Below are 25,192 nucleotides of genomic sequence, written 5' to 3'. Positions count from 1 at the left end.
GTTATTGCAGACGATCATAAAAACAGATGAAGTACTCAAGGAAGGAATTTATCACGCGGTCTGCCGGGGCCCTGCTTGCACCGATAGCGATTGGCGCGGGTGGGTGGATAAACGCGGCACCGGTAGCAGGCATACCGCGTAACGCGGCTGAGCGAAATGCGTATACCCGTATGCTGCTGGACCAGCTATGTACGGCGATCGGCCCCCGCGCCACCGGTAGCGAACATTACGCTGCCGGAGCAGCCATCATTCACGGGGAATTTAAAAAATCATTGCCTGTGGTCGACTATGATGACTATGCGTTTGACAGGTGGGAATTAATTGGCCGGGCAGGTATGGAGGTGGGGAAACAGGAAATCGAGACGGACCTGGCTTTCGGCAGCCGTGGAACACCGGAAAATGGACTCTCCGGTATACTCAGCCGGCAGGATAGCGGTTTTATCGTTGTTCATCCGGAAAATAAAGAATTGCTGGCCAACATAAGTGTCAATAAATACGGCCGGTCAATCCCGGTGGACAGGAGTACGGACCCGACCCTGCCACCGCTTTTCGGCGTGGGGTACCGGGATGTTCCACTGCTTGAGGAGGCGGTGCAGTCAGGCAGCCCGGTCCGCTTACATGCCCAGGTCCGCTTTTCCTCTGATGGAAAAGGGATTAACGTGATTGGGCGGCTGCCCGGAAAGCAGCCGGATGAGATTCTCTTTCTTGCCCATGCCGACACCATGTATACGACACCGGGTGCCATTGATAATACGGCTTCCGTGATCGTCATGATGATGCTGGCCCATGAAGCGGCTAAAAGAGGGAACCATAAGCATACCCTTACGTTTGCGGCAACCGACGGCGAGGAATATGGATTATTGGGTGCGAAACATTACGCGAAAGTGCGGTCGGCTACTGATACGATGAAAAATATCCGTTACGTAATCAACTTTGACTCGCTGGCCTGGGGACCCAATTTATGGGTGAATTCGTTAAACGACGAAATAAAAATGATCATCCGGTCCATCCACAGCGACCTGGGCCTGAAGTCATACCCCCGGTTTGAAAGCAACGATGGATTTTCAATGGATTCCGCACCGTTCCGCCCGTCGGAAGCGCGCGCCGCACACATCAATAGTCGGGGTTACGACGCGCAGACACTGCCGCGTTATCATCGTGCAGATGACCTTCCGCAGCATGTGCCGCTGGACTGCACCGAGCAGGCTTTCCGGGTATTTGATGAGTTTATCCAACGCGTTGACAGGTTATAAATGTGTGGTATGAACGGACAACGACAGGTTTCCTTCGGATTAACCGGGCAATTCAGTCCGGAAAAACTGGCAGAACGGTATCAAGCGGAATTAATGTACCACCTTATCCCGAACCTGGACGAGTTTGTGGTGGATCGCCAATATGGCGGATTTATGTGTGAATTTGATATCGCTGCAAAAACAAGGCTATCGACCAATAAACGGGCTTGGTATGAGGGAAGGGGCATGTGGACCTATTCTTTCTTATATAACCGGCTGGATGCGGACGATCGTTACCTGACGATTGCCACCCGATCAAAAGATTTCATCCTGCCGCACATACCGGAAGGCACCGGTTTTTTCCCCGCGTCATTTACACGTGACGGGAGCGTGATTTCCGGTGAGGGGGATATTTTTGGTAATCTGTATATTGCGGAAGGATTACTGGAATACGGCAGGGCAATATCGGCGCCGGTGTATCGGACGATGGGGAAGGACCTGATACGGAAAAGCCTGCAAGTGTGCCTGGCAGCGGATTACCGGTATGCGCCGTTTAAGGATGTTGCGGGCGGGCAGTTCCTTAACCATTGGATGGTGATACTATGGACTGCCAGCCAGGCACTGGCTCATGAGGCTGATGCGGAGATGACGCGCATTACAGACCAATGTATAGACTACGTGCTGCACCGTCATTTACATCCGGAATCGCGGTTGCTCAACGATGTGTGGGTGCCTGACCGGTTAGCGACTACCGATTCAGGGCTGGATAGCTGCAATTTTGGTATTGGCATCCAGCTGCTGTGGATGATGATGTATGAAGCCGAGCGGCGACAGGATGCCACGCTGTTTCTGCGTGCTGCCCGATTATTTAAATATCATGTGACGGTTGCCAAAGATGAGGTTTACGGTGGATATTTAGGATACCTCAGTGGCATTGAGGACCAACGCTGGCGGACAGACAAGATCCTCGGACTGCATGAGGAAATACTGATCGGTTCGCTTTTCCTTGTCGAACACCTGGACGACACCTGGGCGAAGGAATGCGTTGAAGAGACATTCAGTTATGTACAGCATGGCTTTGTAAAACCCGGTTATGCGTTCTGGGTGTCGTCGGGCGACCGGACATTGGCGGCAGAAAACCGGCAGCGTGTCGAATTTTATCATCATTCGAGGCACCTGATGCTCGGTTTATTGTCATTAAGACGAATCATGAAAAGAAAAGGCCGGGTGTCAGATTTTCTGGCCAATACAGCGGATATAAACCAAATATAACAGCATATGAACAACATCGAATATTCAAGACGCAGCTTCATTAAACAGCAGTCCCTGTTGGGACTGGGTATGCTTGCGTTCGGTCTCCCGGGCGGTTTTGTGAAAGCCGCAGGTGCTACCCCCGCAACCGATCCGGTTATCGGTACCCTCGGCGCCATGACACTGAAACAGCTCCGTGACCGGTATCATACAGCGCTTTTTGATCAGTTTATCCCCAATATGGATGCACTTGTCATTGATCACGAATACGGCGGATTCATGTGTAATGTGGACATCATCACCAGGGAACGGAAATCAGACGCCAAATCGGCTTGGTATGAAGGGCGCGGACTTTGGACGTATTCCTTTTTATATAACAACTTCGGTCAGGATCCCGCTATCCTGAAGGCAGCAACGGGGTCAAAGGATTTTATCATTAAACACATTATCCGGGATACGCCTGCCGACGGCGAGTTTTGGCCGGCATCCTATAACCGTACCGGTACGGAGGCGTCGGGTGAGGGCAATATCTACGGCCACCTGTTCATTGCGGAGGGATTGGCTGAATTCGCACGTGCCTCGGGCGACGAAGCCTATTATCAGCAGGCAAAGGAGATTGTCCTGGACTGCCTGCGGCGGTATGACCAAGCCGATTACGCGTATCATGTCAACTATTTGTCGGCGGATGCACCACGTGTTCCGGGGCCGCGCGTACTCGGCCACTGGATGGTGTTTTTGCGTGCCGCTACCCAGATCCTGGAGCAGCGCCAGGACCCCGAAATTGAACAGCTGGCGAGCCGCTGCGTCGATGCCATCATGAACCACCACCTAAACCCCGAGTATGGGTTGATGAATGAGTTGCTGAATCACGACTTCAGCAGGCCGGATAATGCGTTTGCCAATTTTTCCTACCTGGGGCATGCCATTGAAACCCTGTGGATGGTGATGTTTGAAGCCGGACGGAAAAAAGACCAGGCATTGTTCCGTACCGCCTCCGCAGCATTTTGCCGGCACGTGAAGGTTGCCGCTGATCGTATTTATGGCGGATTTTTCCGCTCACTTGACCATGTGGACCAATATACCTGGAAAGTGGATAAGGTGCTATGGCTGCAGGAAGAAGTGCTGATCGGCACACTCTTCCTGCTGGAGCATACGGGCGATACCTGGGCACAGCAGTGTTTTGACGATACGTATCAATATGTCCAGGATAAATTTGCAAAACCGGAATATGCCTTCTGGATTTCGGCAGGTAACAGAAAACTGACTGAGTTTCAACAGGTCAGGGCCGAGCATTATCATCATCCCCGTCACCTCATGCTTAATCTGCTGGCACTAAACCGGATGGTTGAAAGGGGCGGTAAAATATCCGGTATTTTCGACTGACAGTACCACTCCTTTCATCAAGTTGCTTTAATCTTTCTTCGGAAGTCCCACAGCGTCCTGCAATTACTTTATGTAAAAAATGAGAGGCTGATGGGATTTTTTCAAGTTGGCTGGTCTTAACATTAGAAAAGCCAGGTAACTTGATTTGCGGTCATCTCGCCGTCCGCGTAAGTAATAGGATTTAACCAATAAATATACACTTGATGAAAAGAAAGAAAATCAGATGCCCGGCCTAATCAGGGAAACCGGTTGCCAGCCCGGACTGCGGTTGCAGGGGTAGGCCCTCACTAAAAGCTGTTTTTTTATTAATTAACTTAAAACGACCGAAGATTATGAATTTTTTTACTATTCCCTTGATGTACTGCTGTAAGAAACATCGGGAGTCCGTGTTTTTTACCAGACTGGGGTTGTACTCCGGTGCATTCCGCAAGGCAGGTCTCTACCTGTTCCTGTCGGTTATGATGACTACCGGGCTATACGTAACCGCCGCTGCGCAGGATAACGGCGCTGTCAGGGGACGGGTTACGGGTGCCGACGGAAACGCGCTTACCGGTGTAAGTGTGTCGCTTGAAGGCACAAGTACAGGTGCCACCACCGATGCAGCAGGCAATTATTCGATCAACGCACCCAACAACGGGACACTGGTGTTTTCCTATGTTGGGTTTGTTTCACGGAAGGTGCCCGTTAACGGGCAGCAAACGATCAATGTAGTGCTGGAAGCTACTTCCACCGCGCTTGAAGAGGTGGTGGTAACGGCGCTGGGTATCGAGCGGCAGGCCAGGTCGTTGACCTATAGCACGCAAAGCGTCGATACGGAACAATTGACGAAGGCCCGCGAACCGAACATTATGAATTCACTGCAGGGTAAAGTGGCCGGTATGTCCATTAATTCATCCGGTGGAGGCGTCGGTGCCGCTGCCCGTGTGGTATTACGGGGAAATCGCTCCATTTCCGGAGACAGTCAGCCGCTGTATGTGGTGGACGGTGTGCCGGTTAGGGGTAACCCGCAGGACCTGAGCTCCGACAATATTGCATCCATTAATATTCTGAAAGGCCCGAACGCGGCGGCGTTGTATGGCAGCGCTGCACAGAACGGCGTCATTGTCGTTGAAACCAAGCGGGGACAGGCAGGGGTAACGGACATCAGCCTGAGCAGTACCTATATGATGACAAACCCGTATATTCCCATTAAGTTCCAGAATGAATTTGGACAGGGTGCCGGGGGTGTGTTTCAGGCCCACGCAGAATCCGCATGGGGAGCAAGGCTCGAAGGCCAGCAGGGTGAGCATTGGTCGAGAAGAACCGACCTGGCCGGAACCCAATACCCGTTGTTGCCCCAACCTGATAATAAACTGGATGTATTCCAGAACGGTCATAACTGGGCAACCAATGTGTTGATCAGTACGGGCGGGGAAAAAACCCAAACCGTATTTTCTTACACGTATACCAACTCCAAAGGTATTCTGCCGGGCAATGACCTTGGAAGACACAATGTATCGCTGCGGATCGGAAACCAGCTCACCCCAAAATTGAAAATTGACAGCAAGGTTGAGTACATCAACCAAACGATCGATAACATGCTTCAGGAAGGAGCAGCCAATTTCAATCCAGTTATGCAGGCATATATGATGCCGCCTAATATCCGTACGTCCGATGCCAGGAATTTTGAATTTATCAGCGAAAGCGGTCTTAACCTCCAGGATTTCTGGAATCCGTCATCAACCCTGGGAGCCAATCCGTACTGGACGCTGTACCGCAATCAGGATACGAACGACCGGGAGCGTGCCTTATTGATGACTTCATTGTCGTATCAGTTTACCGACGACCTGTCGTTGATGATCCGCGGTGCTTACGATGGGTCAAACACGGCGTCGGAAGAGCGGCTGTATAACGATACCTTCGTGAGGGCTCCAAATGGCCGTTTTAGTGTCAGTAAAGGACAAGCTATGGAATGGAACGGCGATTTCCTCCTGAGCTACAATAAGCAATTGAACAGCGACTGGAACATCAATGCAAACGTCGGCGGAAACATGAAGTCGCTGCGCAATACCTCCACCAGCTCCAATACCGGACTGGCACTGCTGGTACCCAACTTTTTTGCGATGTCAAATACCCTTCAGGTGGTTTCCAGCTACAACCAGGGTGACAATATGAACATCAATTCACTGTATGCTTTCGGGCAGGTGAGCTGGAAAAATGCGATTTATTTTGATGTGACCGGCCGTAACGACTGGAGCTCTACATTGCCGGCTGACAATCGTTCGTATTTTTACCCGTCACTCGGTCTCAGCGTCATTTTATCCGACCTGATCGATATGCCGGATGCGATTTCATTTACCCGGTTACGGTCGTCATGGGCCCAGGTGGGTAATAGTGCGCCACCTTATATGCTCGCCCGTACGGCTACTTTCCGGCCGGGAGGGAATGGCGGATTTGTTGAAACCAGCAATACCCTGCCCAATAAGCGGCTGGTGCCTGAAAAGACAACATCTACGGAAATCGGCTTAGACATGCGGTTTTTTGCCGATCGCCTCGGATTGGACCTGACTGCGTATAAAACCAATACTTCCAATCAGCTGTTTACTGTTGCATTGCCGGTCGGCTCTGGAGCAAGCCAGTATTTCACCAATGGTGGAAATGTGGAGAACAAAGGGATCGAGGCTTTATTGACAGGCACGCCGGTGAAAACGGCCGACTTTAGCTGGGACCTGAGCCTGAACTGGGCGCTGAACCGGAACCTGGTGACGGAAATTTCAGACGAGCGCCCCCGGGTTATTATTGGTAACGACCCTTATGTACGGGAATTCGTTATTGAGCAGGGTAAGCCATTCGGCGAAATTTACTCCAGGGGATGGCTCAGGGACGACCAGAACCGCGTTATTGTGGATGCCAACGGTATGCCACGCATTACTGCGGGAAGGACCGTTCGGATTGCCAATTTCAATCCCGATTGGATGGGAGGTCTCTCCACGTCGTTTACTTATAAGAACTTTAGTTTAAGTGCGTTGATTGAGCACCGGCAGGGAGGTGAACTGGTGTCAATGACCAATGCAATGCTGTTTGCGCAGGGCCTTACGGAACAGACGCTGGTCGGCCGGAATGGCGGCTTGGTGTTTGGCCGGGATGTGTTTGCAAATGAAACGGCTGTGCTGGAAGATGGTACGCCAAACAGCATCGCGATCGATGCCGAAACATTCTGGACAGGAATTGGGGGCAGAAATACACCGGTTGGGGAAGCATTCGTCGAATCGGCGACCAACACCCGGCTGAGGGAACTGACACTGGGCTATTCGATTCCCCTTAAAAGTCCGCATATATCCAACATCCACGTTTCCCTTGTTGGCCGGAACCTGTTTTTCCTGTATCGGGCATCCGATAGCATAGAGCCGGATCTGATGCAGGGCGTATCGCCCGATTCGGAAGGCTTTCAGGCATTTCCGCCGCCCACAACACGGTCATACGGGCTGAATCTTCGTATTGACTTTTAATGTGCTAACCGTAGTAAAAAATGGGAATCCTCATCACTAAAGTGAACATGATTATGAAAACAACTAAAATTCAATGGCTGAAACCGATATACCTGATGCTATCCGTCGGGATTGGGTTAAGTGCCTGTACCAAGAATTTTGAAGATATCAATACGCCCAAAGATGTACTCATCATGGATGAATCGTTATTGGGACAGGCTTTCGCACAGGCACAGTATACGGCCATGTGCGGGCAGTATCAGGTAGGGCAGAATTTGTATGCTGACATTTATGCGCAATATTTTGCGACGACGCACCGGAACTTTAATTCCGACCAGTTTTCCGAAACCGCCGCATGGACGAACATCGCATTTAATTATTTCTACGCATCCACTGCACCCCAGCTGTATCAGGTGGAGCAGTTTACGGAACAGCAAGCCATGCCGGTAGAAAACGCAATAGCGAAAATATGGCGGGTAGAGATGTACCACCGGGTAACTGATTATTTTGGACCGATTATGTATAGCCAGTTTGGCAACAGCGAAACCAGCGTGGCTTACGATTCACAGGAGGCGGTGTACAAGGACTTTTTTGTTACGTTGGATGAAGCTGTCGCCGTACTTGAGCAGAACCAGACAGCACAGGCATTCGGTAACCACGATCAGATGTATGGCGGGAATGCAGGTAAGTGGCTTACGTTTGCCAACTCCCTACGGCTGCGGCTGGCTATGCGGATTGTTTATGCAGATCCGGCGCTGGCGCAGAGCGAGGCGGAGAAAGCGATTGCCGCCGGCGTTATGATGACCAACGAGGACAATGCCGGTGTGCTTTCTACGATTAATTCCATTAACGGCCTTGCGACGTGGACCTATATCAATGAATTCCGGATGAGCGCCGCCATGAACAGCGTGCTTGCCGGATACAATGATCCACGGTTAGATGCCTATTTTAACGAAGCAGGAGGAAGATTAGGCGGAACCGATGGCTACAAGGGGTTACGCAACGGGTTGCCGGCGGTTGAAAAAGCGGATGGTACCATCAACGACACCCATTCTTTTGTGGATACGAAATGGTTGCCGATTATTGACGGCGGAGCCAACCTGCCTAATGTGGTGATGTCTGTGGCCGAGGTATATTTTCTCCGCGCCGAGGGCGCATTGCGGGGCTGGAATATGGGTGGAACCTCCCAGGATCTGTATAACGAGGGGGTCCGGCTTTCATTGGAACAATGGACGGAAGCCACGCCGACGGAAGTTGACGCTTACCTTAGCAGTACCAACACCCCGATGCCGCTGGCCGATCAATGGAATAGCCCGGCTATGACGGACATTCCTGTGGTTTATCAGTCGGGGGCCGGCTTTGAAACCCAGCTTGAGCAGATTATTACGCAAAAGTGGATCGCGCTTTATCCGGATGGAAAGGAAGCGTGGGCCGAGCGCCGGCGGACAGGTTATCCGCGTGGGTACGCCATTATCAATTCACTGAATCCGGATATTCCAACCACCGGAATGATGCGCAGGTTGATGTTTACCACCGGGGAAATCTCCACGAACGCGGTTGCTGTGGAGGCTGCACGGGAATTACTAAACGGTCCCGATGCCAATTATACGCGCGTATGGTGGGATGCAAAGCCGCTCGATTTATTCCCAACACCGACAAATTAATGATAAATAATTGGTTATATTGCTTGTAATTGTAAAGTGCCGGCCTGTGATCAGGCCGGCACTTACATTGCCCAATTTGTAATCCGATACATGCTCAAATGATTCATTACTCCAGACGCCACTTTATTAAACAGAATTCCATTGCGCTTTTGGGCGCTTCCATGTTACCTGCAGAATCTTTTCTGGGCCAGCTTACTTCCTCCGATACGGCAGCTGACATGCTGTTCTTTGACGCGTTTACCCGTATCGGGCCGCGCCGGTATAAACACCCCGCTGAGCAGTGGCGGTTGGATGATTTGCTACGCGAGCTTGACCACTGTTCAATTTCGGGTGCATTGGTTGCCTACACCTTATCGGTGGCTTATGATGCCATGTATTCCAATCTCGAACTCAGCGATATGCTAAGGCCACATCCGCGCCTCTTTGCGATATGGAATGTATTACCCCACCATACCGGTGAATTTCCCGACCCGGAAACGCTGGGTGCCAGCATGCGGGAACATGGCGTAAAGGCGGTTACGATCAATCCGCTTTCCAATGGCTGGGACTGGACGGCCGAAACAAGCAACGAATTGCTGGACTGGCTGGAAAGTCAGCGGATACTGACGATTACGACCGCTGCCGAATTGGGCGGCTGGCCTGCGCTGAATCAGTTTCTGAATCGGTATACATCCATTCCATTGCTGATCACAAACACCAACTGGATTGAACAGCGCTACCTGTTGCCGTTGCTGGAACGGCATGCCAACCTCCATATCAGTTTTGACCGTTTTCAGATCAATGAAGGCCTGGAATACCTGCACAAAAAGGGATGTACCGACCAGCTTATTTTTGCTTCGGATACGCCCACGATGTCGGCAGGGGCCCATCGTTGCTACGTCGACTATGCGGGAATACCGACCGATGCACGTGCAAAAATAGCAGGGGGAAACCTGACCCGCCTGTTGGGCGGACTGCGTCCACCGGCCATTCACACGAACCGTTCGGAAGATGAGCTGATGACGGCTGTCCGCCGTGGACAGACGCTGCCTGTACCGGTGGTAGATATGCACATGCATATGTTGCATGAAGGATTGAATGGTGCCGGAGGCGCCGGATACCGGATGGAAAATGGCGGTCCGGATGGGATTTTTGCGATGATGAAGAAAATCGGCTGCATCGGCGGTGGCTTCATGAGCTGGGTTGGGGTGGTTAGTAACGATGCTGTTGCCGGTAACCGGCTGGTACAGCAGACACTCGACCATTCGCCCCAGGGCTTCTGGGGGCTGGGTACATTTGACCCTACCCACTATACACAGCAGCAATTGGGTGATATGATTCCTGCTTTATATGCGGATAAACGGATTATCGGGATGAAGCCCTATCATTTTTACGGTGTGGAGTACCATCATCATTCGTATGATATATGGTGGAAATTCGGCGAACAGAACCGACTGTATGCCCTGATCCACCCGACGCGGACAGATTTACTGGAGGTAGAAACACTGGCAGCGAAGTATCCGGGTGTGCGGTGGGTTATTGCCCATGCCGGTGGCAGTTATGCCATGGCCGATATGGCCATATCGGCCATGCAGAAGTATGCCAATGTGTATGCGGAGATCACGCTGACACCGGTGCCGCTGGGCATTATCGAATACATGGTGGCACATGTGGGGGATGACCGCATCCTGTATGGGTCGGACTTGCCGATGCGGGATCCGCGGCAGCAGCTGGGCTGGGTGGTCTTTTCGCGGCTGCCACTGTCGTCAAAGAAAAAAATACTGGGTGAAAACGCGTTTGGGGTCATTGAACCCTGCATCGGACGGCTTCCCCGCCATAACATACCGGCTCCTTATTTAAACCGTTTGTAGCCGCTTCATTCCACTTAATTTTATTACGATGAACATGAAAATAATTTGCACGCACCTGGTTCTGTTGTTGTCCCTTTCGGCTTATGCGCAACCCGGTTCGGGCTGGTATACCGAAGGCAGTGATTTTGCGCCCGCACAACGGATACGGATTTCGGTAAGCAATGTGCTGGATATTCCGCTGGAAAACCAGCCGATTGTTGTAAAACGGGAGCAGCTGCCCGTTCAAAATATTCCCGAACGCTGGATTGCGGTCGTGGATCCCAAGCTGCCAAGCAATCATGAGCCTACCATGGAAGAACTGAAGGAGATGAGCGGCTATTTGCGTCGGAAGGAAACCAACGGGCATTCCATTGTGCTGCAGGTTGATGATGTGAACAAGGATGGTATCTGGGATGAGATCTTTTTCATTAGCGACCTGCAGCCGAAGGAAACGCGCGAGTTTTATATCTACATCGGATTTTACGAGCGCGGGATGTTTGAACACGAGGTGCACGCGGGCATTGGCAACTACGGTCGCCATACCGTGCCTTTCTGGGAATCGAAAGACATGGGGTGGAAATTGTGGTACCCCCACGACCTGGACGTGCATGGAAAGCGTGACCCTATGCTGACGGCGTATTACGAGTATTCAACCAATAACTCCGGCTATTATATGCCTTGGGAAATGGGTACCGATATCATGACGGTGGCCAAGACCTTCGGGGGCGGTGGAATCTGTATTTTTGAAAACCCCAACGATCCGGAGCATCCCGCACGGGCGTACCATTCGCCATATAAGGACAAGGGACCGTACCTGGATACCCGATATGCTTACGATGTGGTGTACAACGGGCCGCTAAGAAGCATGATCGAAGTGACCACTACAAACTGGAATTCAGAAAAAGGCTTTTATGAGCTGAAACAATATTACTCCGCCTATGCACACAAAAGCTGGAGCACGGTGCAGGTGGCCTTTGATAAATTTATGCCCCCAGCCGGCGATGCCATGTTCGGCGTCGGCATCCGGAAGATTATGGATGAGTACAAATCCATAAACAAAAACGGGATTGCGGTTTCCATGGGGAAAGATATTGAAGCCAGGATACCGGATGAAGATATCGGCGAAGACGTATTGATTGTGCCCTGGCAGGGTATCGGCGTCGTGGTAAAAGAAAAATACCAGCCACGGTATCATGAAATGGCCAATTATGGCGGTAATCATGTTTTTATGATACCGCAGACGGCCGATCAGACGTACGAGTATATGGTAATTGATGGATGGAGTTTTGGCAAGAAGCACAATAACGAAGCGGATTTCGTCCAGTATGTGGAAGCCGAAGCACAGATATACAACCATCCACCGGTTGTCAGTGTGCATGAATTTGAAAAAAAGAACCGCTGATCATTTTGCCGATACGCTCCGCGATCAACGTCGTTGCCTGAGGTAGGCTAGCAGTGCAATCGCGCTAGGCAAACCGCATAGCCCGTATAAAAAATAAAAGATTGAATGGGATTTTTTTCCTTTTCGTGTTCTATTCAATAACGTTTATTTGATGGCGGGGCTTTCCCCAGCTCCCGTGTTCTTATAAATAAAAAGCTAATCAATAACTATGAATAAGCGGCCGCATTGGTCGAATGGGTTTATTAACTAACTAAAATACGGTAAATTATGAAATTTTTTACTTTTTCCGATGCCTGCTTCCGGTATCGAGGTGCCAGGCTTAGTCCTTCAATCTCTGCATACCGGTCCCTGCTTCATCAGGCGAAATTTGCGGGAGCGTGCTTCGTTATGACGATAAATACGGTCGACCTTTCTGCTGAAACAACCAATCGGATTGTGACGACCGCTACTACGGTTAATTTGTCAGAGATGAATCTCGTTCTCCAAGACGATATAGTTGTACGCGGAAAGGTTACTGACTCAGAGGGAAATGGCTTGACGGGTGTAACGGTAACCTCGGGGGATAGGTCGACAGGAACAACCACGGACGCCAACGGCGGTTACTCAATTACTGTCTCAAAAGACGGTAAGTTGGTGTTTTCCTACGTAGGATTTGTGGCTAGGGAGGTGCCCGTAAATGGAGAGCAGGTTATAAATGTATCCTTACTGGAAGAATCTACGGCGCTGGAGGAAGTCGTCGTCACGGCGTTGGGTATTGAGCGTCAAACTCGATCTTTGACATACAGCACTCAAAGTGTGAGTACCGAACAGATGACCAAAGCGCGTGAGCCCAATATTATGAATTCCCTTCAGGGCAAAGTAGCAGGCTTGTCCATTAGTTCGTCAGCGTCGGGGGTCGGCGCTTCCGCTCGCGTTGTTCTTCGGGGGAACAAATCAATATCCGGAGACAGTCAGCCACTTTATGTGGTAGACGGTGTCCCAATCCGTGGAAATCCAGACAACTTGAATTCAGACAATATCGAATCAATTAACATCCTAAAAGGGCCAAATGCCGCAGCACTGTATGGTAGCGCGGCGCAAAACGGAGCCATCGTTATCGAAACCAAACGCGGCAAGGCGGGCGTGACCCGTGTGGGAATCAGTCAAACGTACATGATTCAACAACCGGTGATATTGACCGATTTCCAAAATGAATACGGTCAGGGACAAGGGGGAGTCTATGATAAAACATCTGAATATTCCTGGGGGCCCAGAATGGAGGGACAGACCGTTGATCATTGGTCGCTGGATCCTGCCATGACGGGTGCCACTTATTCCTTAACGCCACAACCCGACAACAACATCGATGCCTACCGAAATGGACACAACTCAACAACCAATGTGTATGCGACGATCGGTGGTGAACGGACGCAGACTATGTTTTCGTATACGTTTACTGATGCAGGGGGAATTCTTCCTGGCAATAGTTTAAAGCGACATAACGTGTCGGCCCGGATGAATAACCAACTGGCAGACGGACTCACGTTAGACGTAAAAGTAGATTACATTTCGCAAGCGATAGACAATGGTTATTTTGGCGGTCGCTATAACCCAACTCGAATGATTTATCGGCTTCCACGGAATATTCGGACCGCTGACCTGCGCGATTTCGAATATACCGATACACAGGATCGGAACAGGCAAAATTATTTTAACCCAGGTTCGGCGATCGGTGGAAACCCTTATTGGATTTTAAACCGCACGCCGAACGAGACAACGCGTGATCGGATCATTGCGCTGACTTCGCTGACTTACCGATTTTCCGACGCTTTCAGCTTGATGGTACGCGGTTCTTATGATGGCGCCAACGGAGGCAGGGAAGAAAAACTGTATAACGACAACTATGCAAGCGCCCCCGACGGCCAGTATAATGTAGAGAGTAATCGGGAGAGTGAGTTCAATTCGGACTTTTTGGCATCTTTTAATAAGGAGATCGCGACGGATTGGAACCTGAGCCTAAGTGCTGGTGGAAACATGAAAATCCAACGTAACCAGGCAATTCGGGTGAGCACAGGGCAGGCTATGATCATTCCTAATTTCTTCGCACTCAGCAATACAAATCTTCCGGTTGTTACGCACAATCCAGGATTAAACCAGGATATCTACTCATTGTATGCGTTTGGCCAGTTGAGCTGGAAAAATGCTGTCTTTTTAGATGTGACTGGTCGGAACGATTGGAGCTCTACGTTGCCGGCAAACAACCGCTCGTATTTCTATCCATCTGTGGGTTTAAGTGCAGTATTGTCGGACCTATTTACATTCCCCGACGCAATTTCAATGGCAAGACTCCGTGGATCGTGGGCAGAGGTGGGCAACAGTGCAAATCCTTATATGGTACAGCGAACTGCTTCTTTCGCTGCCGGTGGTACAAACGGATTTTTGCAATTAAGCAATACGTTGCCCAATGCCAATCTCAGGCCCGAGCGGACACGTTCGACAGAGTTAGGATTGGATCTGCGGTTTTTGGATAATCGGTTAGGACTCGACATTACGGCATACAAAACCAATACCTATGACCAGCTATTCACTGTTGCGTTGCCCGTAGGTTCCGGCGCAAGGGAGTATTATACCAATGGCGGTGATGTAGAGAACAAAGGTATCGAAGCTCTGCTTACCACCACGCCAGTTAGACAAACAGATTTCAGTTGGGATTTAAATCTGAATTTTGGTTTGAACCGAAACATGGTAAACCGTATTTCAGATGAACGTCCTCGCGTCAACCTGACACCCTCAGGATTCTTCAGCAATTTTATTATTGAGGAAGGCCAGCCTTTCGGTAATATTTATTCTCGAGGATTCATCCGGGATGAACAGGGGCGTGTTATTGTTGGGGCAAACGGGCTTCCAAAGGTCACAAGCGGTATTACGGAGCTGGTTGCTAATTTTAACCCGGACTGGACGGGAGGCATATCGAATACCTTCCGTTATCGGAACTTTGGATTAAGTTTCCTAATTGAACATCGTCAGGGAGGCACTGTCGCCTCGGAAACCAATGCGATCTTATATGACGACGGCGTTACTGCGCAGACCCTCGTAGGTAGAAGCGGTGATTTGGTGTTTGGACAGAACGTTTTTACCAACGAAGTAGCCGTGTTGGAAGATGGAACGCCCAATAATATTGCTATCTCTGCCGAATCTTTTTGGAGAAGTATAGGTGGCCGGAGCATTCCGGTTGGTGAGGCATTCGTAGACGACGCCACCAATACCCGGCTCCGCGAACTTACCCTAGACTATACGTTGCCTCAGGCGCTCTTTAGTAAGTGGCCGGTAAGCAATGTACAACTCTCACTTGTTGGCCGGAACCTGTTTTTCATCTATCGCGCTTCCGATCATCTTGATCCCGATTTTATGGGGGGCACGTCGCCGTCATCAGAAGGTACGCAAGCGTTTACACCGGCATCTTCCCGGTCATTCGGTCTAAGTTTAAAGGTTGATTTTTAATCGGTAGCCTAATTCAATTGTCATGAAAATTCAAATATTAACATCAAATATAATAAAACGCACGGTTGTCCTTACCCTTGCTGTTGGTGCGTTCAGCGCCTGTACGGATCACTTTGATGAGCTTAACGTGCCGGAAAATCAAATCATCGTTGATAACATCGACGCTTCACTTTTAGGACAGGCGTTTGCGCAGTCTCAATTTTATGGGTTGAACGGTGACAACCAAGCGTTTCAGCGTTCACAAAGCCTGTTCTCGGATGAATATGCACAATACTTTGCAACGACAGAGGCGAACTTTGACTCCGGGAACTTTCTGGAAGTAATGAGCTGGACGTCGCGCTACTACGATGATGTTTATTCACGAGCAGCGCCGCAACTGTTATTCGTGGAGCAGACAACCGCTGCTAACAACATGGTGGTTGAAAATGCGATCGCCAAAGTGTGGAAAGTGGTCATGTATCATCGGATATCTGACTTTTTCGGGCCAACGATTTATTCGCAATTCGGAAATGGACAAACCAGCGTAGCCTATGATTCACAGGAGTATGTCTACAAAGACTTCTTTAAGGTGCTTGATGACGCTGTTGCCGTGTTATCAGCGAATGCGACCGCGAATGGGTTCGGTTCAAACGATTTGGTGTATGCCGGCGATGCGTCGAAGTGGCTCACTTTTGCCAACTCGCTTCGGCTACGGCTGGCCATGCGTTTAGCTTATGTGGATCCCGAGCTGGCGAAATCGGAGGCAGAAAAAGCTGTAGCGGCCGGCGTGATGACGCATAACGACCAAAATGCGAATGTGTTGACGACAGTAAATTCCCTCAATTTCTATGCTGCGATCACTTATATCGACGAGTTCCGGATGAGTGCGACAATGCAGAGCGTACTGGAAGGCTATCAGGATCCCCGGATACGTGAATATTTCGACGAGGCAGTCGAGGGAGGCGGATATAAAGGAATCCGCAATGGGATGCCCCGTCTTGAAAAGGGTCCGTTCCTGGAACCAACCCACTCGTTTATCAACACGCGGTGGCGTCCGTTGGCTCGGGGAGGAACTAACCCACCATTACAGGTCATGGTGGCTGCAGAAAACTATTTTCTCCGCGCGGAAGGAGCACTAAGAGGATGGAATATGGGCGGAACGGTTCAGGAATTGTACAATCAGGGTATCGCCATTTCAATGGAACAATGGGAAGCAGCGTCGCCGGATGAGGTGGCTGCATATCAAAGTAGTTTAAACACGCCCGTGGCGGTTAGTGACAAATGGAATAGCCCAGCAATGTCAGACATTCCGGTGGCTTACCAAGTGGGAGCAGGTTTTGAAACACAACTGGAACAGATCATCACCCAAAAGTGGATTGCGCTTTTTCCGGATAGTTGGGAGGCGTGGACAGAACGGAGGCGGACGGGGTACCCTGTAGGATTCGCAATCATCGAATCATTTAACCCCGATATTCCGGTTACTGGATTGATGAGAAGGTTGAAGTTTACAACTGCCGAGCAAACCAATAACGCGGCTGCTGTTGAAAACGCCAGAAGTTTACTTGGCGGACCAGATGCCAACCATACAAGATTATGGTGGGATGCAAAGCCGATCGGTTTATATCCAACACCTAAACAGTAATGGGCACAAGTAACCGGGATGCCGAAGGGCGTTCCGGTTACTAAATATCCGTTTCGACATGCATAGACAATTTTTTTCTTTCTTTTTGGCCTTTTTGGCCTTAATCTCGTCTGCCCTCGGACAACTATCCATTGAGGAGGTAACAAAAAAAATGCGGGCCGCCACGGTGTACATGGTGGACGAAGTGAGTACGAACGGCGGATACGTGAGCTTGTACTACGACGACCTTTCGCGGAGGTGGGGCGAATTGGAGGCCTTTGACAGTATGATCTGGATCGAAGGCGGATATGGCACTGTAGCCATGGGAAATTGTTTTCTGAATGTATACGAAGTGACCGGGGATGAATATTACTACGAAGCTGCGGAAAAAGCGGTAAACGCGCTGATTTGGGGACAGCATGAGTCGGGCGGATGGCATTATTTTATCGACTTCGCCGGCGATCGGTCTATGCGGGAGTGGTACCGTACCATCGGCCGTAATGCCTGGGGGTTTGAGGAGCACAACCATTATTATGGCAATGCAACTTTTGACGGGAAGAACACCGCCAGTGCCGCGCAACTTTTGCTGCGCACCTATCTGATCAAACGGGATCCGAAAATTAAACAGGCGCTGGACAAAACCATCGCATTCGTGTTGGAAAGTCAGTATCCACTGGGTGGTTGGCCCCAGCGATATCCACTGAAGTATGATTTTCCCCATGGCACGCTCATCGATTACACCCATTTTTACACGTTCAACGATGACGTGACCGCAGAGAACCTGAACTTCCTGATTCAATGTTATGTCGCATTGGGCGAAGCACGTTTACTGGATCCCATACATCGGGCGATGCAAATTTATGTGCTGACCCAGCAGCCCCGGCCACAGGCAGGATGGAGCAAGCAACACGACATGGCACTGCGACCCGCCCATGCCAGAACGTACGAACCGGCAGCCATTTACCCGGATTTCACCTATAAAAATTCGATGTTGTTGTTGCGGTTCTATGAGCTGACCGGCGATCGAAAGTACCTCGCTAGGGTACCCGACGCGATCGAATTTTTGAAAAGTGTGCAACAGCGGGACGAAGCGGGCAACATCGTGTACCCGATTTTTGTAGAGCTGGGCACGAATAAGCCACTGTACGTCCACCGGAAAGGGACGAACGTGTCGAATGGCGCATATTGGTGGGATTATAACGCAGAAGGTGTGATACAGCATTACAAGGGGGGAGAAGTGCATGTCGAACGCCTCGAGGATGAATTTAGGCGCTGGAATGCGTGCGCTCCGGACGAAGCAGCGGCTGGTTCGCCGCTGTTGGGACGCGCGACGGTCGCCGATCCAATGCAGGACTTTCTGAAGCGATCCTCATCGCCCCGGGCATCGGAGGGAAAACAGGTTACCGATGCAGATGTGCGCGCCATCATCGCTGCGATGGACGATAAAAACAGGTGGTTGGTGAAGCACCAGCCCTATTCCCTGCCTTATGAGATTTTGCCTACCGGCGAAACCAGCAACACGGCTCGGAGAAGCGACGCCATTGGCAGAACGATCGTAGATCCCTCAGACCAACTATATGTGTCTGTTCAAGCTTATATTTCGAATATTAAATCGTTGTCGGCGTACCTCGCCAAAAATTCGGGGGATGAATAAAAAATCGCTAACCTTTTAAAACTTACCATGAGAAAAATTTGCATAAGCTGTTTAATAGGCTTGATTTTCGTTAATACCGCTGTCGGTCAGGATATCGGGCGGGTAAAACAAACGATGTTGAAAGCCACCAAGTTTATGGTGGAGGAAGTCAGTACCCATGGCGGGTATGTTGGCTTCTATTTCGAGGACTTGTCCAGGCGGTGGGGCGAGCTTGAGGCGTTTGATACGCAGATCTGGGTGCAGGAACCCGGCACCGTGAGCATGGGAAACCTGTTTTTAGATGCTTACCAGATTACGAAAGACGAATATTATTATCAGGCAGCCGAGCGCGTAGCAGAAGCGTTGATCTGGGGTCAGCATCCACGCGGTGGGTGGAATTATATGATCGACTTCGCGGGCGACCGTTCGTTGAAGGAATGGTATAATACCACCGGGAAAAATGCCTGGGGCTTTGAAGAACATAATCAATATTATGGCAATGCGACATTTGATGATGTCACTACCTCAAAGGCTGCGGAATTTCTCTTACGGATTTATCTGGAGAAGCTTGATCCGCGGTTTAAGCCGGCGTTGGATAAAGCTATTGATTTTATCCTGGAAGCACAGTACCCGCTCGGTGGTTGGCCACAGCGGTATCCGCTAATGCACAACCATCCGCATCATGGAAAGGAAGATTATACGTCGTTCTATACGTACAATGATGACGTGATATGGGGCAACCTCGAATTTCTCATTGATTGCTATTACACATTGGGTGAGCAACGGCTGCTGGATCCCATACATCGGGCGATGAACTTCTTCATCCTCACCCAGCAGGGGAATCCACAGGGCGGGTGGACCGAGCAATACGACATGAACCTCAGGCCTGCCCACGCCAGAAGCTACGAACCTGCAGGCCTGATGCCGGGCGCTACATTCCGGATCGCTATGCGTATGCTCGATTTTTATAAGTTTACCGGTGACCGCCGGTTCTTAGCAAGGATTCCCGATGCGATCGCCTGGCTGGAAGCTTCCCGTCTACCGGATCACCAAACAGAAAACGGCACGCGGACACATTCGACGTTCGTGGAAGTCGGCACAAACCGGGGGCTTTACGCGCATCGTAAGGGCACCGGGGTGGCGGATGGCGTATATTGGGTCGACTATGACGATAAAAATTTACTCGCCCATTATGGTGGCAAGGCCAACGTCAATATTCAGCGGCTTAAGGACGAATACGAGAAAGTAAACAAGCTAACCCCGGAGGAGGCCACCGCGAATTCGCCCCTGAAAGCGACGCGGTTTGAGCGGGGCGAAACCCCACAGCAGTTTTTCTTGACGAAGCGGATCAGGGAGCTGGAAGCAGACCTGAGCTTGACGGTTGCGGACGTCATGGATAAATTGGACAGCCGCGGGCGGTGGTTGACCAAGAACGAATGGATCAGCAGGCCGTATGCCATATCCGCGGACGGCAAAGAGGTTAATACAGCCAGACTTAGTGACGAGAATGGAAATTCCATCAGAGATAATTCCGACCAACAATATATCTCGGTCAGGGAATACATCAAGAACATGAATGTGTTGATGAAAACGGTACTGGAGGCGCAATAGTAATTGCCAACAGCTAACAAAATAAGACCATGTCGAAAAAAAATCACTTCGGCTTTTTCGTTGTCACCGCCGTATGCGCGTTGGTAACGGAAGGCAGCGTTGCACAAACTGTCCAAAATAGGGAGGGAGGACTTCGGGTATCCCCGGTGTCGTACCACCTGTCATTTGATAACGACGATTTTTTTAAAGAGGACATCATCCAGCAATCGGGGAAAAAAACAATCGAAGAAAGGAAGATCGATTTTCCCGAAGCCCGGTTTGGAAAAGGGATTCGGATGGCCGAGATCCCTACACCGCCGGACGAAGACAATATGACTGGAATCGACCTCGATCTCGTAACCGCGGTAATCTTCAACACACGCCCGGGCAACGAGATGGGATATAATCAGCCCTTTATCTGGGGCGGTGGGCGGATAAATGCCCGGCTCGGTGCCGTTGCCTTTTGGGCAAAGGGGGATTTGCCCTTTTCGGGACCCTTGTTTGAGCAGACAAGTGTTTCCTTTGGTCGGAAGGACAGGGATTTGCTGGGGGTCGTCGTAGGCGATGATGGTAAACTGTCTGCCTACGTAACCGATGCTCGGTATAAACGTCATGAGCTGAAAACGGATGCCGTCTGGGACACGCGGCAGTGGAACCATATTGTTTTCAATTGGGACTGGGCATATGGTATGGAATTATGGATCAACGGAAAAAGGGTAGGATCTTCCTGGAATAAACAATCTTGGTTTGAGACAGCGCTTCCGGGCTTATTTCACCTCCCGGCCGCTGACGTGGTTTATGATGAGCTGTATCTGATGGATCGGCCTATCTCCGAAAATGAGATCCGATCACTCATCGCCTCCAACACGGCACCTGGCGACGACAACCGGGTTTATCACCGGGAGCAGGTCGATCTTAACAAAATAAAAGCAATTAGCGGCGCAAGCCATGCGGAACAGCTGCCTCAGGTGAATCCCGGAGAAACGTTTGTCATCAAGGAGGTTTGGCCCGAATCCGTTTCGGATGGTCATATACCCGGCTGGTATATCATGGACGGTCGGAATGAGATGGCGTGGCCGCACCCTTATGCCATGTTTACGATTATTCCGGGGGATGCCGATTTCCATGCGGAAAAAGTGGATATTGCGACGGCCGGAGATTCCAAAGTAAACTTCATAACGGCAACGGGTAACCTAACGAATGTCGACTTTGAGGCATATGGCGAGCGCGATGAACAGTCCCGGGAACTTTTTTCCGTCCCCCGTGGAGATCATTTCTTCTATGGGTCGACGATCAATACGACCTATGGGTCGACATTCCGCATCCCTTTTACGGAGGAATATGGAACTCCAGATGGATTTAGTGGAGATATCCATGTTCCGCTATCGGGCGAGAAGCGGATCCAAAACGTCGGACTGTATCATTTCGACAAAATCCAGTCGACTGCTGCCCATCCATATGGTAAAAAGTTACGTATCGGCATGGACAACACGCCAGCGGACGATCGCAGCGTTTTTGCCATTCACGCGTTAACTTCGAGGGACGAGCGGAAGATCGCCTTGGCTACATCCAAAGCACTGGGGCAGGCCGGCTCTGAGGTGGAAATCGGCGCTTTTGAGCGACTCAACATTTTGAGCGAACCGTATAACGAAAGTACGGGGATACGGTCTATTTCGCTTACGCTGCCCATCAAAACGGCGTTACCTGAAGAAGTTCTGTTCATTCGTGTACGCGACCCGGGAGTCCCCTCGCGCATGTGGAACCAATTTGCCATTCGGCTGCAGGGATTCAACGATGATTTTTCGCAGCTGGCAATCACCATCGATTTTCAGGATATCGTGGTCACGGGAGGCGACCGTTTATGGGTCGACCTCGCAACTGCGGGAGATGCAGCAATACGCGTGGGTGACGACAGTAATGGGGCGGCGTTATTCGTGGAAGAGGCGGCAACGTATCTTTCACTCCATGAATATACGGCGAAGGAAATTGTTCCAGCCAATATGCAATACGGGAAAATGTACGAATTCATGCCGTGGCAATTCACCGGTAAACAAGTGTCCATCTCGGCGCCGTATTCATATGGCGGACCCTTTGATATGATCCTGCCAGCATTGGCCATTAATCGCGTAGACACCAATCACTTCATCGCCAATTATTTGATCCGGGTGAGCGGCCCGGACTATAAAGATGGGAAAGTCATTAATCCAGAAAACGTGCCGCTGGTTACCTTGCCGAATCCTGATGGAGCGCCCGATTGGGCTGTATATATGCGTGATTTCAATCGTAAGCGGCATGACATTGCAGACTGGTGGGCCGAACGGCAAAATCCGGATGGACAGCTGGGCGGTGGATGGAACGACGACGTTCTCTTTCTCAGTTTCCACCAGCCCGATCTTCCGCTGGATGGAAACGAAAATGCCCGCTATGTGATTGATGCTGCACAAACCGGTTTAGAGGCCACGCGCTATTTTAAGGACGGCTATTGCAACGTCTACCCCATGGATAGAATGCATATCGGGGATTTTATCAGTGAGCGCTACAATACCATCGTAAATAATCTGGGGCAGGCGTACGCTTTTGAACGAGAACTGGAAGCTGCACGTTGGTTAGGGAAACCTGACGAAATTCCGAGGAACTATTATGAAGACGCGTTTAAGTCGTCCGTCAACGCGATCAACTGGTACTGGGGAAAAGACGTGCCTGAGCAACCCTATCGGTCGAAAAGTTTGGACGAATTGGCAACTGAATTCCAGCGGTACACATCCGTTTTGGACGAATACGCGTTCTATCGGTTTACAGGGTCGAATGTGCATCGCGACGATTTCAGTCCCTATGGCGCGAATAATATGTATGAGTATATGCTGGGGGGAAAACGTGGGACACGTCTCGACGCACACCTTGTCCTAGCAGTAGCGTGGCCGTCGGGAGGTGGGCCGGAGATAGCCCGTGTCGTTTTGCATGCGGACAACACGGCGCTCGAGGTAGCGGCCTACTCGTTTGATGAGAAAATGCGTGAGCTGGCTATGCAACTCATGCGTATAGACGACGGTACATATCGAATTAGCCTTTTGGAAGACCAGCATGGAACAGGGGAGGGCGAAGCGCTGATCTGGCAAACTAGCCAAATCGTCAGACGTTTCGATACCATCAGCCTGCCAATACCCCCAAAAGTGCCGGTTGTCATAAAAATAGAACAACTGACGGCTCTTAAATCGGCAAACACGTTAGCGGATTTGGCAATTGATCCCTGGGATGTTATATTTGATAATGAGGTGGTCACTTGCATAGTCCACAACATCGGAAATCACGCCGTTGGAACGTTTAAAGTCACCCTGTTTGATGGTGATGAACTTCTTGAAACGCAACTGATCAGGGGCATGGAAGCCCCGACAGACTTAGAGGCAAAGCGCACGGAACTTACCTTTACCAATATCCGTTATTCCGGCGATTTATATATTCGCGTCGATCCGGACAACGAGATAGACGAAATATTAGAGGAAAACAATGTGCGTTTTGTGCGAAAAAAGGGGGAAGTTCCAATCGGTATTGCAGCGCGTCAATAATCGAGGAATAAAAATATGAAAAATGAGTATGGCAACCCAGCCCATTACAACCTTCCTTTTAAAGTAGACAGCTTTAATGGAATGCCTTACCGAAGGTTGGGCAATACGGGATTAAACGTGTCTAATGTAGGGTTGGGAACTTGGAAAATCGGGTACCCTGAAGCGGGCGACGGTTCGCGCGTGGACGAAACGACGGCGTTCGGAATCTTTGACCTCGCCGTCGAGTTGGGCGTGACCTTTTGGGACACGGCCAACCGATACAACAATGCTTCCGGCAATTCGGAGCGTATTATCGGAAAATGGCTTAAAAGCAACCCTTCCCAGCGAAGAAACGTTGTACTCGCCACAAAATTATCCGGCACGATGGACGGGAACACGCCGAACCATTGCGGACTGTCAAGGGCAAACATTCTGGAGGCCCTCTACCGGAGTCTGGATCGACTGCAGGTCGACTGCATCGACCTGCTATACTTTCATTCCTTTGATAGCGAAACGCCCATCGAAGAGAGTCTTTCGGCAATTGAGGATGCAGTGGGAAGGGACTTGATTCGCTACTTTGCGGTATCCAACTTCAACGTTTCCCAGCTTAAAGCCTACTTGGACTGCGGGACCTGTTTCACCGTGAGAAGCCGTATAGCAGCCGTGCAGAATCAGTTTGACGTTCTCGCCGGTGAGGCCGCCGACTACGCCGGTACGCAGGTGATGGCGGAAGAACAGGGCATTTCGTACATCGCATGGAGCCCGCTTGCCCGGGGACTGCTGACGGGGAGGTATCTGGATGGCGCGAAAATAGGTCCGGGCGACCGCCTGTACGACGAGCAGTCGCTGGACAAGGCGGCCAACACGGAAGCTATGGCCAAGGTGCGGAAACTGGCGGCGCTGGCGACAGCGTGGGATATGCAGCTGAATGAGCTGGTTATCGCCTACATGCTCCGCATTCCGGGAATGGGCCCGGTGATCCCGTCATCCTCCACACCGGACCAACTGCGATCAAATGCGAAGGGCGGAAAGATAGCGCTGACCGACACGCAGCAAGACACGATCCGTGCCATACTTGCTGGTGCTTAACTCAAGGCTTGAATATAAACGCAAAGATAG

At 50.6% G+C, this 25,192-nt stretch carries 13 protein-coding genes; all 13 read left to right on the top strand.

Features of this window, described 5'->3' with window-relative positions; all coding sequences use genetic code 11:
• Positions 1-26 precede the first annotated feature (26 nt).
• The 13 genes from NEV57_RS04715 (at position 27) to NEV57_RS04655 (ending at position 25,162) form a co-directional block, all read left to right on the top strand.
• Positions 27-1,253: a M28 family metallopeptidase gene (locus tag NEV57_RS04715; RefSeq protein ID WP_257657148.1), complete on the top strand. Its 1,227-nt coding sequence runs from the start codon at positions 27-29 to the stop codon at positions 1,251-1,253.
• Between the two features lie 9 nt (positions 1,254-1,262).
• Positions 1,263-2,504, top strand: coding sequence for an AGE family epimerase/isomerase (locus NEV57_RS04710; RefSeq protein ID WP_257657147.1), 1,242 nt, complete (start codon positions 1,263-1,265; stop codon positions 2,502-2,504).
• Between the two features lie 6 nt (positions 2,505-2,510).
• Complete coding sequence (locus NEV57_RS04705) at positions 2,511-3,866, top strand: AGE family epimerase/isomerase (protein ID WP_257657146.1); 1,356 nt, start codon at positions 2,511-2,513, stop codon at positions 3,864-3,866.
• Positions 3,867-4,198: 332 nt separating this feature from the next.
• Entirely contained in the window at positions 4,199-7,354 is a 3,156-nt protein-coding gene (locus tag NEV57_RS04700; protein ID WP_257657145.1) for a SusC/RagA family TonB-linked outer membrane protein, read from the top strand.
• Positions 7,355-7,407: 53 nt separating this feature from the next.
• Complete coding sequence (locus NEV57_RS04695) at positions 7,408-8,997, top strand: SusD/RagB family nutrient-binding outer membrane lipoprotein (RefSeq protein ID WP_257657144.1); 1,590 nt, start codon at positions 7,408-7,410, stop codon at positions 8,995-8,997.
• Between the two features lie 98 nt (positions 8,998-9,095).
• Complete coding sequence (locus NEV57_RS04690) at positions 9,096-10,847, top strand: amidohydrolase family protein (RefSeq protein WP_257657143.1); 1,752 nt, start codon at positions 9,096-9,098, stop codon at positions 10,845-10,847.
• 34 nt (positions 10,848-10,881) lie between these two features.
• Positions 10,882-12,228, top strand: coding sequence for a DUF4861 family protein (locus tag NEV57_RS04685; protein ID WP_257657142.1), 1,347 nt, complete (start codon positions 10,882-10,884; stop codon positions 12,226-12,228).
• A gap of 468 nt (positions 12,229-12,696) precedes the next feature.
• On the top strand, positions 12,697-15,708 hold the full coding sequence (locus NEV57_RS04680) for a SusC/RagA family TonB-linked outer membrane protein (protein ID WP_257657141.1): 3,012 nt from the start codon (positions 12,697-12,699) through the stop codon (positions 15,706-15,708).
• A 22-nt stretch (positions 15,709-15,730) separates the two neighbouring features.
• A complete protein-coding gene (locus NEV57_RS04675; protein WP_257657140.1) occupies positions 15,731-17,329 on the top strand; it encodes a SusD/RagB family nutrient-binding outer membrane lipoprotein in 1,599 nt (532 codons plus the stop codon).
• A 58-nt stretch (positions 17,330-17,387) separates the two neighbouring features.
• Positions 17,388-18,962: a pectate lyase gene (locus tag NEV57_RS04670; protein WP_257657139.1), complete on the top strand. Its 1,575-nt coding sequence runs from the start codon at positions 17,388-17,390 to the stop codon at positions 18,960-18,962.
• Positions 18,963-19,076: 114 nt separating this feature from the next.
• Positions 19,077-20,552: a pectate lyase gene (locus tag NEV57_RS04665; protein ID WP_257657138.1), complete on the top strand. Its 1,476-nt coding sequence runs from the start codon at positions 19,077-19,079 to the stop codon at positions 20,550-20,552.
• Between the two features lie 29 nt (positions 20,553-20,581).
• Positions 20,582-24,094: a LamG-like jellyroll fold domain-containing protein gene (locus NEV57_RS04660; protein WP_257657137.1), complete on the top strand. Its 3,513-nt coding sequence runs from the start codon at positions 20,582-20,584 to the stop codon at positions 24,092-24,094.
• Between the two features lie 15 nt (positions 24,095-24,109).
• A complete protein-coding gene (locus NEV57_RS04655) occupies positions 24,110-25,162 on the top strand; it encodes an aldo/keto reductase (protein WP_257657136.1) in 1,053 nt (350 codons plus the stop codon).
• Positions 25,163-25,192: the final 30 nt, after the last annotated feature.

The sequence above is a fragment of the Parapedobacter lycopersici genome (assembly GCF_024643285.1).
Taxonomy (GTDB): Bacteria; Bacteroidota; Bacteroidia; order Sphingobacteriales; family Sphingobacteriaceae; genus Parapedobacter; species Parapedobacter lycopersici.
The sequence above is the reverse complement of the archived record's forward strand: the minus strand, read 5'-3'. Positions and strand labels throughout refer to the sequence as shown.

What these genes read in the sequence shown, in the direction of transcription:
- NEV57_RS04710 (WP_257657147.1), top strand. Translation starts at nt 1,263, where the DNA reads ATGAACGGACAACGACAGGTTTCCTTCGGATTAACCGGGCAATTCAGT.
- NEV57_RS04705 (WP_257657146.1), top strand. Translation starts at nt 2,511, where the DNA reads ATGAACAACATCGAATATTCAAGACGCAGCTTCATTAAACAGCAGTCC.
- NEV57_RS04695 (WP_257657144.1), top strand. Translation starts at nt 7,408, where the DNA reads ATGAAAACAACTAAAATTCAATGGCTGAAACCGATATACCTGATGCTA.
- NEV57_RS04670 (WP_257657139.1), top strand. Translation starts at nt 17,388, where the DNA reads ATGCATAGACAATTTTTTTCTTTCTTTTTGGCCTTTTTGGCCTTAATC.
- NEV57_RS04665 (WP_257657138.1), top strand. Translation starts at nt 19,077, where the DNA reads ATGTTGAAAGCCACCAAGTTTATGGTGGAGGAAGTCAGTACCCATGGC.
- NEV57_RS04675 (WP_257657140.1), top strand. Translation starts at nt 15,731, where the DNA reads ATGAAAATTCAAATATTAACATCAAATATAATAAAACGCACGGTTGTC.
- NEV57_RS04715 (WP_257657148.1), top strand. Translation starts at nt 27, where the DNA reads ATGAAGTACTCAAGGAAGGAATTTATCACGCGGTCTGCCGGGGCCCTG.
- NEV57_RS04690 (WP_257657143.1), top strand. Translation starts at nt 9,096, where the DNA reads ATGATTCATTACTCCAGACGCCACTTTATTAAACAGAATTCCATTGCG.
- NEV57_RS04660 (WP_257657137.1), top strand. Translation starts at nt 20,582, where the DNA reads ATGTCGAAAAAAAATCACTTCGGCTTTTTCGTTGTCACCGCCGTATGC.
- NEV57_RS04700 (WP_257657145.1), top strand. Translation starts at nt 4,199, where the DNA reads ATGAATTTTTTTACTATTCCCTTGATGTACTGCTGTAAGAAACATCGG.
- NEV57_RS04655 (WP_257657136.1), top strand. Translation starts at nt 24,110, where the DNA reads ATGAAAAATGAGTATGGCAACCCAGCCCATTACAACCTTCCTTTTAAA.
- NEV57_RS04685 (WP_257657142.1), top strand. Translation starts at nt 10,882, where the DNA reads ATGAAAATAATTTGCACGCACCTGGTTCTGTTGTTGTCCCTTTCGGCT.
- NEV57_RS04680 (WP_257657141.1), top strand. Translation starts at nt 12,697, where the DNA reads ATGAATCTCGTTCTCCAAGACGATATAGTTGTACGCGGAAAGGTTACT.